Origin of the sequence: Xanthobacter autotrophicus, from assembly GCF_005871085.1 — a bacterium.
GTDB lineage: Bacteria > Pseudomonadota > Alphaproteobacteria > Rhizobiales > Xanthobacteraceae > Xanthobacter > Xanthobacter autotrophicus.
The window spans coordinates 457607-469480 of the sequence record NZ_VAUP01000015.1; the positions used below are offsets into that span (position 1 = coordinate 457607).

At 67.5% G+C, this 11874-nt stretch carries 11 protein-coding genes; 8 read left to right on the forward strand and 3 right to left on the reverse strand.

The genetic code is table 11. The features are described from left to right. Positions 1-3 precede the first annotated feature (3 nt). Together FBQ73_RS06815 and FBQ73_RS06820 are read right to left on the reverse strand one after the other, a co-directional pair. Positions 4-1092 (reverse strand): FecCD family ABC transporter permease, encoded by a 1089-nt coding sequence (locus FBQ73_RS06815; RefSeq protein WP_210236686.1) that lies wholly within the window; start codon positions 1090-1092, stop codon positions 4-6. Then, positions 1089-1949, reverse strand: a complete 861-nt coding sequence (locus FBQ73_RS06820) for a heme/hemin ABC transporter substrate-binding protein (protein WP_170218769.1) — start codon at positions 1947-1949, stop codon at positions 1089-1091. The genes FBQ73_RS06815 and FBQ73_RS06820 overlap by 4 nt, the downstream gene beginning before the upstream one ends. A gap of 441 nt (positions 1950-2390) precedes the next feature. Between FBQ73_RS06820 and FBQ73_RS06825 the strand changes: the two genes are divergently transcribed. The 8 genes from FBQ73_RS06825 (at position 2391) to FBQ73_RS06860 (ending at position 9895) form a co-directional block, all read left to right on the forward strand. Continuing rightward, entirely contained in the window at positions 2391-4505 is a 2115-nt protein-coding gene (locus tag FBQ73_RS06825) for a TonB-dependent hemoglobin/transferrin/lactoferrin family receptor (RefSeq protein WP_246089601.1), read from the forward strand. A gap of 58 nt (positions 4506-4563) precedes the next feature. Continuing rightward, positions 4564-4899 carry an antibiotic biosynthesis monooxygenase family protein gene (locus FBQ73_RS06830; RefSeq protein ID WP_138398721.1) on the forward strand — a complete coding sequence of 112 codons (336 nt, stop codon included), beginning with the start codon at positions 4564-4566 and terminating at the stop codon, positions 4897-4899. 186 nt (positions 4900-5085) lie between these two features. Continuing rightward, positions 5086-6594: a carboxypeptidase M32 gene (locus FBQ73_RS06835; RefSeq protein WP_138398722.1), complete on the forward strand. Its 1509-nt coding sequence runs from the start codon at positions 5086-5088 to the stop codon at positions 6592-6594. Between the two features lie 113 nt (positions 6595-6707). Next, positions 6708-7187 (forward strand): MarR family winged helix-turn-helix transcriptional regulator, encoded by a 480-nt coding sequence (locus FBQ73_RS06840; protein WP_246089602.1) that lies wholly within the window; start codon positions 6708-6710, stop codon positions 7185-7187. 42 nt (positions 7188-7229) lie between these two features. Further along, entirely contained in the window at positions 7230-7631 is a 402-nt protein-coding gene (locus FBQ73_RS06845) for a DUF1398 domain-containing protein (RefSeq protein ID WP_138398723.1), read from the forward strand. Positions 7632-7734: 103 nt separating this feature from the next. Then, a complete protein-coding gene (locus tag FBQ73_RS06850; RefSeq protein WP_138398724.1) occupies positions 7735-8109 on the forward strand; it encodes a YciI family protein in 375 nt (124 codons plus the stop codon). After that, on the forward strand, positions 8106-9365 hold the full coding sequence (locus FBQ73_RS06855; RefSeq protein WP_246089603.1) for an RNA polymerase sigma factor: 1260 nt from the start codon (positions 8106-8108) through the stop codon (positions 9363-9365). The genes FBQ73_RS06850 and FBQ73_RS06855 overlap by 4 nt, the downstream gene beginning before the upstream one ends. Before the next feature lie 92 nt (positions 9366-9457). Beyond that, on the forward strand, positions 9458-9895 hold the full coding sequence (locus FBQ73_RS06860) for a VOC family protein (protein ID WP_138398725.1): 438 nt from the start codon (positions 9458-9460) through the stop codon (positions 9893-9895). A 13-nt stretch (positions 9896-9908) separates the two neighbouring features. Here FBQ73_RS06860 and FBQ73_RS06865 read toward each other — a convergent pair whose 3' ends face one another. After that, entirely contained in the window at positions 9909-11873 is a 1965-nt protein-coding gene (locus FBQ73_RS06865) for an ABCB family ABC transporter ATP-binding protein/permease (RefSeq protein ID WP_138398726.1), read from the reverse strand. Position 11874 lies beyond the last annotated feature (1 nt).

Here is an 11874-nt window from a genome sequence, read left to right on the forward strand (position 1 = left end):
CCATCATCCGACGAAGGCGCGCCGGCGCAGCAGCAGCCACAGGAAGAAGGGCGCGCCCACCAGAGCGGTAACGACGCCCAGCGGCAGTTCGGCCGGCGCGGCGATCATCCGCGCCAGAATGTCGGCGCCGAGCAGCACCGCAACGCCCAGCAACGCGGAGGCCGGCAGCAGCACCCGGTGGGATGGTCCCACCACGAGCCGCGCCAGATGCGGCACCACCAGCCCGATGAAGCCGACTACCCCCGTCGCCGCCACCGATGCCCCCACCCCTGCCGCCACGGCAATGACCGCGCCCCGCTTCAGCCGCTCCACTGAAACGCCGGCGTGGAACGCCTCCGCCTCGCCGAGCGCCAGCGCATCGAGGCCGCGGGCGAGGAAGACCGACGCCACCAGCAGGCCCAGCACGAAGGGCGCGGCCAGTGCCGCCTTCAGCCAGGTGGCGCCGCCGAGGCTGCCCAAGGTCCAGAACAGGAATTCACGGGTCTGCTGCTCGGAGGCGAGGAACACCATCACTCCTGTCCCCGCGCTTGCGAGCGCCCCCAGCGCGAGGCCGGCGAAGAGCAGGGTCGCCACCTGCGTGCGCCCGTCCCGCGCCGCGAGGCGGGCAATGACGAGCGTGGTGCCGAGGCCGCCGGCGAACGCCGCCAGCGGCAGGCCCAGCGCCTGAAGCGGCGCGGGCAGCAGCATCGCCAGTGGCGCGCCGAACACCACGAAGGCCACCGCTGCCAGCGCCGCGCCGGGGGCAACGCCCACGAGGCCCGGATCGGCCAGCGGATTGCGGAACACCCCCTGCATCACCGCCCCGGCCACCGCCGTGCCCGCCCCCGTGAGCGCGCCCACCACGGCGCGGGGAAGACGCACGTCGAGCACCACGATGCGCTCGCGCAGGGCGACTCCGGGGGCGGCATCGCCGGTCAGCGCCGCCCACAGAATGGTCAGCACCCGCCCCGGAGCGATGGTGAAGGGGCCGATGGCCAGCGCCCCGATCACGGCCGCGCCGGCGAGCAGCGCGAACAGGATCAGCCCCGCCCTCACCGGACGGCCGGATGCGATTTCCGCCGGAGCGGCCATGGTGACATGCTCCACGGTCATTGGTCCTTCTCCGCAGCCCATTGGCGGGGTGGCAACTCCGGAAGACGCGCACCCGGATGGAGCGCTGCTGCAAGATCCCGCGCCGCCCGCGGCGTACGCGGACCAAATCCCAGCAGGAAGGAGCCCGGCATGGTCACCAGCCGCCGCTCACGCGCGGCCGGCGTGCCGGCGAAGGCCGGCAGGGAGAACACAGTGTCGGCGTCGAGGACCTGTCCGCCGCCCTTCATCACCACCACGGCATCGGGCTCGGCTGACATGGCCGCCTCGTCAAGCGCCGGCTTGAAGCCCTTGATGGCGGCCATGGCATTGGTGACGCAGGCAAGGCGGAAGATGGCATCCGCGCTGGTGTCCGAGCCGCCCACCACCGCCGCCCCGCCGGACGCCGAGAGCACAAACACCGCGCGGGGCCGGCTCGGCAGGGCCTTCACCATGTCCTCCAGCGCCGCGAAATCCGCCGCCACCTCGGCGGCGAGCACCCGGCCCTTTTCCTGCTCGCCCACCGCCTGCGCCACGGCGGCAATCTTGGCGAGCACGCCGGCCTTGTCGTGGGCCTCGGGAATGAGCACCACCGGCACCGAGGCCTGCTCCAGCACATCGAGGGTGGAGCGCGGCCCGGCCCCTTCAGCCGCGAGAATGAGGCTCGGTCCGATGGAAAGGACCCCCTCCGGCGACAGAGCGCGGGAATAACCCACATCGGGCTTGCGGCTTGCTGCAGCGGGATAGCGGCTGGTCTGGTCCACCGCGACGACGCGGTCGCCGAGACCGAGTGCGAACAAGATCTCCGTCACCGCCCCGCCGATGGCGACGATGCGGGATGTATCCCCCTTCTGGACCTCGGCGGCACAAAATTCGGACATGCCACACAGGAACGCAACCGCCGCACCAAGAAGTGTCCCGAGACTGCGGCGCCGAACGGGCCGGCTCATTGAATTAGAAAATTTCCATTTCATGTCAGGCGCATTTATTCCGCGTAGGTAGATCATGCTTTTTTGAATTTATCGAAATTCAAAACTGATCCGTCCGAGTTGTTTAGCTGCCACAATCAGTGACGTTATTTACGTCTTTTGGCAACAATCATGTAAAAATCTTGACTGTCCTGTGGCGGAACGGTAGCTCAGGAGGGACAGGCGGGGATGCCCGCAGCGCGCCACGTCCGAGGATTCGGACGGTAGCCAGCCCGATCACGAACCGATTCCGGAGAGACGATCATGGCGCTCAGGCCGCAGCGAGCGGGCGTTTGCATTTGGACCAGACGGATTCTTTGCTCCGGCGTCGCCGCCTGCGCGCTGCTCTCCGGCATGGCAGGCGTCGCACGGGCCCAGAGTGCGACGGCTGCGACGGCCCAGTCCGAGTCAGACGGCGAGATATCCCTCGACACCATCACGGTGGCCGCCAGCCTCACGCCGGAACGCACCATCGATGCGCTCGCGGCCATCAGCGTGGTTCGCCCGGAAGACCTTGAGCAACTCATGCCAGCGCGTACGCAGGACGTGTTCTTAGGCATGCCCGGCACCACGGTGATCCAGAACGGCAACTCGACCCAGGCCTCCATCAACATCCGTGGCATGCAGGATTTCGGACGCGTGGCGGTGTTCGTGGACGGGGCGCGACAGAACTTCACCCAGCTCGGCCACGGCACCGGCGCCGGCTCCTTCTTCCTGGAGCCGGGCCTTCTGGCGGACGTGGACGTGGTGCGTGGCCCGGTCTCCAACATCTACGGCTCGGGCGCCATCGGCGGTGTCGTCACCATGCGCACCAAGGATGCCGACGACATCATCAAGAAGGGCCAGACCTGGGGCGTGGAAGCCAGCAGCGACTTCGGCTCCAACGGTCCCATGGGCTTCGGCGCCCTGTTCGCCGCAGCGCGGGTGGGCCAGAACGTGGACCTGTTCCTCGGCGGCACCTATCGTGCCCAGAACGACTACAAGGACGGCAACGGCGACGTGGTGCCCGGCACCGGCTACGACACCTGGACCGGCATCGCCAAGGCCACCTTCCGGCCTGCCGACTTCCACGAGGTGAAGTTCACCGGCCTCAACTACAATGCCGACTACACCACCTACAACACGGCGCTGGTGAACGGCGCCCTGCCTTCCACCGCCACCCAGTACGGCTCCACCGTGCTCAACCAGACAGCCACCGCGAGCTGGAACTATACCAACCCCAACGACAATGTGTTCGACTGGCGCAGCACGCTCTACTGGAACAAGGTAAAGCAGGACCAGATCAAGGTGGCCGGAACGGCAAGCTCGATAACAGGCGCCATCGGCAATCCGCGCTACTTCACCATCAATACCGTGGGCTTCGACGCCAACAACACGTCTCGCTTTGTCTGGAACGACATCCGCAACGCGATCACCATCGGCGGCGACTACTTCCACGACGACGTGGACAATATCGACGATTACGGCTTCGGCGAGGGTTACAATCCCTCCGGCGAGCGTGGGGTCGGCGGCGCCTTCGTGCAATGGAAGGCGAACTACTCCAGCTGGCTGGAAGCCCAGGGGGCGGTGCGCTACGACACCTACAGCCTCAATGGCGACGGCGTCTCCACCGACGGCCAGCGCTTCTCGCCCAAGTTCACCCTCGGCATCACGCCCTGGAACTGGCTGACCTTCTACGGCACCTATGCGGAAGGCTACCGCGCCCCTGCGGTGACCGAGACGCTGGTGAACGGCGCGCACCCGCCGAACATCCCCCTCGTCTTCTGCCCGGACGGCAGCTATGGCGTGTTCTGCTTCGTGCCCAACCCCTATCTCCAGCCGGAGGTGGGCAAGAACAAGGAACTCGGCCTCAACATCCGCTTCGACGACATCTTCGTGAAGGGCGACAAGTTCCGCGGCAAGGCCAACATCTACCGCAACGACGTGGACGATTACATCGAACTCGTCGGCTACCAGATGACCCGCTACGGCACCTATGCCAACTACCAGTATCAGAACATCGCCCAGGCCCGCCTCCAGGGCTTCGAGCTGGAGAGCAATTACGACGCGGGGGCCTGGTTCGCGGGTTTCAACGTCACCGTGTCAGATGGCGAGAACACCGAAACCGGCGGGCCGCTCTCCAACACCATGCCCAACAACGTGGCGGGGACGCTCGGCGCCCGCTTCCTCGACCGAAAGCTCACCGTGTCCGTGCGCTGGCAGTGGGTGGCCGCCGTGACCGAGGCCGACATGCCGGCCGACGCCCCCTACGAGCCGACGCCGAGCTTCAACCTCGTGAACGTCTATCTGGGCTACCAGCCCAGCGAAAACGTGCTGGCGTCCGTCTCCGTTGAGAACCTGCTCAACGAGCAGTACACTCAATACCAGCAGTTCCTGCCGAGCGCCGGCCTGACCGTAAGGGGCGGGCTCAAGATCAGGTTCGGAGCGGATACCATCGCCGCGGCGACCCCGTCTCCCGTTTTCAAGTAGCCACGCCCGCCCGGCGCGACCCATTCACCCATGCCATTTGACACGTCGGAGTATGAAAATGTTCATTGCTACCAACAGGTTCAAGGTGAAGCACGGATCCGAGACCGAATTCGAGCGGGTCTGGCGCGAGCGCGACACCTACATCGCCGCCGTCCCCGGCTTCGTCGCCTTCGACCTGTGCCGCGGCGCGGAGAAGGAGGAGTACACCCTCTACATTTCCCACACCGTGTGGGCGACCAAGGCCGATTTTGAGGCCTGGACCAAGTCAGAGGCTTTCCGCCTCGCCCATCGCGATGCAGGATCTTCGTCCAATCGCGTGAACTATATCGGCGGTCCGGAGTTTGAAGGCTTTGAGTCCGTCCTTTCGCTGACCCCCGGCGAGAAGGCGGCCTGAGTAGCGTTTCCTTCTACCTTGAGCACCTCCAACCCGGCCGGGTCCTCCCGCGCCGGGTTTTTTTTGGGTCGATGGCAACGGCCATGCGGCGGCGCTGGGCCGGCCCTTTCCTTGAGCCGCGCTGTTCTCTACCGTCGCGCCATCGCTTTCGAACACGGCCGTCTGGCCTTCAGGACGTCGAGGACCATGAGCGCATATTCCGAGCTTTCCGCCCATTTCACCCGCGCCGCCGCACTCGGCAATGGCATCGGCATCCTGCAATGGGACAGCGACACCATGATGCCGAAGGGCGCCGCCGAAACCCGCGCGGAAAGCCTTGCACTGCTGCGGGTGCTCCATCACGGGATGGTGACCGACCCGCGCATCGGCGATTGGCTCGCCAGCGCTGCAGGGGAGGACCTCGGCCCCTGGGAACAGGCGAACGTGCGCGAGATCGAGCGGCAATATTCGGTCCAGACCGCCCTCCCCGCCGATCTCGTGGACGCCGCGAGCAGAGCCTCCTCCAAGTGCGAGATGGCGTGGCGCAAGGCCCGCGCCGAGGCGGATTTCCCTGCCCTCCTGCCCGATCTGGAAGAGGTGCTGCGCCTGCAACGCGAGATGGGCCAGGCCAAGGGCGAGAAGCTCGGCCTCTCCCCCTATGACGCGCTCTTGAACGATTATGAGCCGGGCGGCCGCTCGTCACGCATCGACGCCCTGTTCGACGATCTCGCCCAGTTCCTGCCCGCCTTTACCGAGCAGGTGCTGGAGGTGCAGGCCCGCCGCCCCGCGACGCCGCCACTGGTTGGCCCGTTCGCGGTGGAAGCCCAGCGCGCCCTCGGCGTCGAGATGATGAAGACCGTGGGCTTCGATTTCGACCGCGGCCGCCTGGATGTCTCCACCCATCCCTTCTGCGGCGGGGCCGACAACGACGTGCGCATCACCACGCGCTATGACGAGGCGAATTTCTCCAAGGCCCTCATGGGGGTGCTGCACGAGACCGGCCACGCCCTCTACGAGCAGGGCCGGCCGCGCGACTTTATCTTCCAGCCGGTGGGCCAGGCCCGCTCCATGAGCGTGCACGAGAGCCAGTCCCTGCTCATGGAGATGCAGGCCTGCCGCGGCCGCGAATTCCTCACTTTCGCCGCCCCGCGCATGCGCGCCGCCTTCAATGGCACCGGACCCGCCTGGGAGGCCGAGGCCCTGTGGCGCAGCTATACGCGGGTGGAGCGCGGCTTCATCCGCGTGGATGCGGACGAGGTGACCTATCCCGCCCATGTCATCCTGCGCTATCGCCTGGAAAAGGCGCTGATCGGCGACGAGATGAAGCTGTCCGACCTGCCCGGCGCCTGGGCCGACGGCATGAAAACGCTGCTCGGCGTGGTGCCGCCGGACGATCGCCTCGGCTGCCTGCAGGACATCCACTGGCCGAGCGGCGGCTGGGGCTATTTTCCCACCTACACCCTCGGCGCCATGACTGCGGCCCAGTTGTTCGACGCCGCCTGCAAGGCTGACCCGTCCATCCTGCCCGGCATCGCCCGCGGCGATTTCGCGCCACTGCTGGCCTGGCTGCGCACCAACGTCCACAGCCAGGGCTCGCTGCTGGAGACGGACGCGCTCCTCACCCGCGCCACCGGCCGGCCGCTCGACGCCTCGGTGTTCAAGGCCCACCTGGTGCGGCGCTATGGCGGTGAGATGGAGCAGGACCAGGCGGCGTGATCGACGCTTGTCCGGATAGACGGAAGAATGCGGGTCCGCCCGCATTTTTCCGGAGCAATAGTTGACTAGGAAATTTTATTGGGATAGTTTCCTAGTCAATCAACGAGGTGCTTTTGACCGATCCCGCCCCCATCGCCCCTCCGCCCGCCCTGCCGGCGTTGGACTCCCATCTCGGCTACTGGCTGCGCTTCGTCTCCAATCAGGTCTCGCACGCCTTCAGCCTCAAGCTGGAGCGGCGCGGCGTGACGGTGGCGGAATGGGTTCTGCTGCGCGAGCTGTTCGAGCAGGAGGCCGCCATCCCGAGCGCCCTAGCGGACCGCCTCGGCATGACGCGCGGCGCCATTTCCAAGCTGGCCGACCGGCTCGCGGCCAAGGGTCTCGCGACGCGGACGGCCGCCATGGACGACCGCCGCTTCCAGAGCCTTGCCCTCACCCCGCAGGGCCGCGCGCTGGTGCCCGAACTGGCATCGCTGGCGGATGCCAATGATGCGGAATTCTTCGGCCACCTGTCCGCCGTTGAGCGGACACAGGTCGAGGCAGTCATGAAGGCCATCGTCCGCCGCCTCGGGCTGCGGGCCGTGCCGGTGGATTGACCGCAGGCCTGACCAGATCACTCGCAAATCGGAGAAGACCCCATGGACACGACCGTGATGGAGGTCATGCGCGAATGCGTGGCCGCATCGGACGAGGAGCGCATCACCTTCGGCGAGGTGGTGGCCCGGCTCACGGCGGCGGGCGTCGAGCGCTACGATGCCGACCTGGTGCGGGCGGAGAAAACCTTCTACCTGCCCGATGATTCCAGCCTCGTCCTTCCCAACGCGCCTGTGGCCGGTACAGCTCCGGCGGCGTTCTCGGCCGCCGGCGTCGAGGCCGCGGTGCGGGCCATCCAGGCCGGGCGGATTCGGTACAAGGAGTTCTGCCGGCAGATCGTCGCCGCCGGATGCGTCGGCTATCAGGTCAGCCTCAGCGGACGGCGCGCCATCTACTATGGGCGCACCGGCGACGCCCAAGTGGAATGGTTCCCCGGCGCCCGCTGAGGCCCCAACCCCTTCCACGGCAAAGCTTCCCGATTTTTGCATCCGCCTGTCGGTCATGGGCATACTCCCGCGTCCTCGGACAAGACGACAGGGAGCCTTGCCCATGATGTACGCCATCCTTTGCTACCATGAAGAAGACGTGGTCTGCGCCTGGAGCAAGGCGGAGGACGACGCCGTCATGGCGAAGCTGGCCGTGGTGCAGGAGCGCCTGATCAAGGCGGGCAAGATGGGTGCCTCGCTGCGCCTGTTGCCCACCACTGCCGCCACCACCCTGCGCAAGAGCGAGGAGCCGCCCCTCGTCATCGACGGGCCGTTCGCCGAGACCAAGGAACAGTTGCTCGGCTTCTATCTGGTGGACGCCACCGACCTCGACGACGCCCTTGCCATTGCCCGCGACCTTGCCGCCGCCAATCCCGGCGGCGCCTATGAGATCCGGCCGGTGGGCATGTTCTTCCCGGACCAGCGAGTCGCCCCGTGACCACGCCGTCGCTGGTCGATCCGGCCTGGATCAACGCCGCGCTCACCGCGGCGCGGCCCCAGGCGGTGGCGGCCCTGCTGCGCTATTTCCGCGATCTCGACACCGCGGAGGAAGCCTTTCAGGAAGCCTGCCTGCGCGCGCTGAAAACCTGGCCGGTAAACGGCCCGCCACGCGATCCGGCCGCGTGGCTGATCCTGGTGGGCCGCAATGCCGCCCTCGACGGGGTGCGCAAGCGCGCGCGTCACGATCCCCTGCCCCCGGACGAGCAATTGTCCGACCTAGATGATGCCGAAGCCGGCCTCGCCGAGCGGCTGGACAATTCCCACTATCGCGACGACGTGCTGCGCCTGCTGTTCATCTGCTGCCATCCCGAACTGCCGGTGACCCAGCAGATCGCGCTGGCCCTGCGCATCGTCTCCGGCCTGTCGGTGAAGCAGATCGCCCGCGCCTTCCTCGTCAGTGAGGCGGCCATGGAGCAGCGCATCACGCGGGCCAAGGGCCGCATCGCCAGGGCCGACGTGCCGTTCGAGGCGCCGGGACCGGTGGAGCGGGCCGAGCGGCTCGGCACCGTGGCGGCCATGGTCTACCTCGTGTTCAACGAAGGCTATTCGGCCGGTCCCGACCCGGACCGCGCCACCCTGTGCGACGACGCCATTCGCCTCGCCCGGCTGCTGCTGCGCCTGTTCCCCACCGAGCCGGAGATCATGGGGCTCAACGCCCTCCTTCTGCTCCAGCACGCCCGCGCCGCCGCGCGCTTCGATGTGGACGGGCGCATCATCCTGCTGGATGCGCAGGACCGCACCCGATGGGACCGCGCCCGCATCACCGAAGGCCTCGCTCTGATCGACAAGGCGGTGCGCCACCGCCGGCCCGGCGCCTATCAGGTTCAGGCGGCCATCGCCGCCCTCCACGCCCGCGCGTCCCGGCCGGAGGAGACGGACTGGGCCCAGATCGACGCGCTCTACGCGACGCTGGAGTATCTCCAGCCGTCCCCGGTGGTCACCCTCAACCGCGCCGTGGCGGTGAGCAAGGTGAAGGGTGCCGCGGCGGCCCTCGCCATGATCGAGCCGCTGGCACCGCAGCTCTCGGGCTATTTCCACTATTTCGGCGCGCGCGGGGCCTTCCTGCTGGAGCTGGGCCGGCGGGCGGAGGCGCGGGAAGCCTTCGACCGCGCCATCGCCCTCGCGAACACGCCCGCCGAGGCCGACCATATCCGCACCCATCTCGACCGGCTGATGGCCGAGGCCGGGATCTGAAAAAGTTCGCGGCCGGCTGTCGGGACGCCGGCACATGAGACGTTCTTGGAGCACGGGCGCCCCCTTTCCGGGGCTTCAGGAGGAGGAAGATCATGTCCGATACCGCCGAGACGACCACTCCCACGGCCGATTTCAGCGCCATGCCCCCGGTGAAGGGCGGCGTAACAGCCTACCTGACGGTGGACGGCGCCATGAAGGCGGTCGAGTTCTACAAGAGCGCCCTTGGCGCGGAACTCGCCTTCGCCATCCCCCCGGATGACAGCGGCCGCACCATGCACGTGCACCTCTACATCAACGGCAGTTCGGTGATGCTGGCCGACCCTTATCCCGAATACTGCGCCGGCCCTGTCGAGAAGCTGGGTGGCTTCAATCTCAGCCTGCACGTCACCGACACGGACGCCGCATTCGAGCGGGCGGTGGCGGCGGGGGCGAGCGTGATGATGCCGCCGTCCGACATGTTCTGGGGTGCGCGCTATGCGCAGGTGCGCGATCCCTTCGGCGTCGTCTGGGCCTTCAACCAGCCGCTCTGATATCACGCCCGGCTCAGCTCACCGCACTCACGCGCTCCTCGCTGATGCCCTCTTCGTCCGGATGGGCCGCGCCGGCCTCGGCCACACCGAGATCGGCCGCCTGCGCCCGGGCAAGGGCCATGGCCGCGTCGTCCGCCTCGCGCTGGCGGTTCCACAAGGCGGCGTAAAGGCCGCCGCGGGCGAGCAGCTCCGCATGGCAGCCGCGCTCGGCGACGCGCCCTTCCGCCAGAACGAGAATCTCGTCCGCCGCCACCACGGTGGAAAGCCGGTGGGCGATGACCAGGGTGGTGCGCCCCTCCGACACCCGCTCAAGGGCGTCCTGGATGTCCTTTTCCGTGTGGCTGTCGAGGGCGGAGGTCGCCTCGTCCAGCACTAGGATGGGCGGCGCCTTCAGGATGGTGCGGGCGATGGCGACGCGCTGCTTCTCCCCGCCAGACAGCTTCAGCCCACGCTCGCCCACTTCCGTGCGGTAGCCCTTGGGGGTGGCGCGGATGAAGCCGTCGATCTGGGCCAGGCGCGCCGCCTCCTCCACTTCTTCCTCGGAGGCGGCGGGGCGGCCGTAGCGGATGTTGTAGGCGATGGTGTCGTTGAACAGCACCGTATCCTGCGGCACCATGCCGATGGCGGCGCGCAGGCTCTCCTGCCGCACCGCGCGGATGTCCTGCCCGTCGATGGTGATGCGGCCGGACGAAATGTCGTAGAAGCGGAACAGCAGGCGCGAGATCGTGGACTTCCCCGCCCCCGACGGCCCGACGATGGCCACCGTGCGCCCCGCCGGCACCTCGAAGGTGACGCCCTTCAGGATTTCGCGGCCCGCATCATAGGCAAAGCGCACATTCTCGAACCGCACCGTGCCGCCGGACACCACCAGGTCCTGCGCCGCCGGCTGGTCCTTCACCTCGGGCGCCACCGCCAGCACGGCGAACATGGCCTCGATGTCCACGATGGCCTGCTTGATCTCGCGATAGATGAAGCCGAGGAAGTTCAGCGGAATATAGAACTGCACCATCATGGCGTTGATCATGACGAAGGAGCCCACCGTCTGCCGCCCGGCGCGGATATCAAGCACGCACATGACCATCACCGCCGCGAGGCCGATGGAAAAAATCACCGCCTGCCCCGCGTTCAGCCAGGCCAGCGAGGTATAGGTGTTCACCGTCGCCTTTTCGTAGCGCGCCATGGAGCGGTCGTAGCGCTGGGTCTCCCACCGCTCGGCGCCGAAATACTTCACGGTTTCGTAGTTGAGCAGGCTGTCGACCGCCTTGGTGTTGGCGTCGGTGTCGCTCTCGTTCATCTCCTTGCGGATCGAAAGCCGCCATTCGCTGGCGAAATAGGTGAAGAGGCCATAGAGCAGCACCGTCACCGCCACCACCGCCGCATAGCGCCAGTCGAAGGCGAAGAACAGCACGCCGATGACCATGGCCAGCTCGACGATGGTGGGCGCCAGTTGCAGCACCAGCATGCGCACGATGGTTTCGATGCCCGAGCGCGCCCGCTCCAGCACGCGGGTGAGGCCACCGGTCTTGCGCTCCAGATGGAAGCGCAGGGACAAGGCATGCATGTGCTCGAACGTCTCGAGCGCGAGACGCCGCACCGCATTCAGCGCCACCTTGGCGAAGATGCCGTCGCGCAGCTGGGTGACGCCGGCCATCAGGATGCGCCCGAGGCCATAGGCGAGCGTGAGCGCCACCGGCGTGCCCACCACCAGGGCCCAGAAGGCCGGCGTGGGGGTGCTGGTGCCGCCCGAGGATACCTCGGCGGTGAGCGCATCCGTCGCCCATTTGAACAGGAACGGCACTGCCAGGGTCGCGCCCTTGGACGCGAACAGCAGCACGAAGGTGATGACCACGCGCGCCCGAAGGTCCGCGCGGCCCACGGGCCACAGATAGGGCCAGAGGCCGCGGATGGTGTCGAGCAGAGCGTCGGCGGAAACGACCGGCCGGCGCGAGCCGGCGGCGGGAGGAGGCGTCTTGGACATG

Excerpts from the sequence above, each read along its gene's own strand:
- FBQ73_RS06815 (WP_210236686.1), bottom strand. The coding sequence starts at position 1,092 with ATGACCGTGGAGCATGTCACCATGGCCGCTCCGGCGGAAATCGCATCC.
- FBQ73_RS06820 (WP_170218769.1), bottom strand. The coding sequence starts at position 1,949 with ATGTCCGAATTTTGTGCCGCCGAGGTCCAGAAGGGGGATACATCCCGC.
- FBQ73_RS06825 (WP_246089601.1), top strand. The coding sequence starts at position 2,391 with ATGGCAGGCGTCGCACGGGCCCAGAGTGCGACGGCTGCGACGGCCCAG.
- FBQ73_RS06830 (WP_138398721.1), top strand. The coding sequence starts at position 4,564 with ATGTTCATTGCTACCAACAGGTTCAAGGTGAAGCACGGATCCGAGACC.
- FBQ73_RS06835 (WP_138398722.1), top strand. The coding sequence starts at position 5,086 with ATGAGCGCATATTCCGAGCTTTCCGCCCATTTCACCCGCGCCGCCGCA.
- FBQ73_RS06845 (WP_138398723.1), top strand. The coding sequence starts at position 7,230 with ATGGACACGACCGTGATGGAGGTCATGCGCGAATGCGTGGCCGCATCG.
- FBQ73_RS06850 (WP_138398724.1), top strand. The coding sequence starts at position 7,735 with ATGATGTACGCCATCCTTTGCTACCATGAAGAAGACGTGGTCTGCGCC.
- FBQ73_RS06860 (WP_138398725.1), top strand. The coding sequence starts at position 9,458 with ATGTCCGATACCGCCGAGACGACCACTCCCACGGCCGATTTCAGCGCC.
- FBQ73_RS06865 (WP_138398726.1), bottom strand. The coding sequence starts at position 11,873 with ATGTCCAAGACGCCTCCTCCCGCCGCCGGCTCGCGCCGGCCGGTCGTT.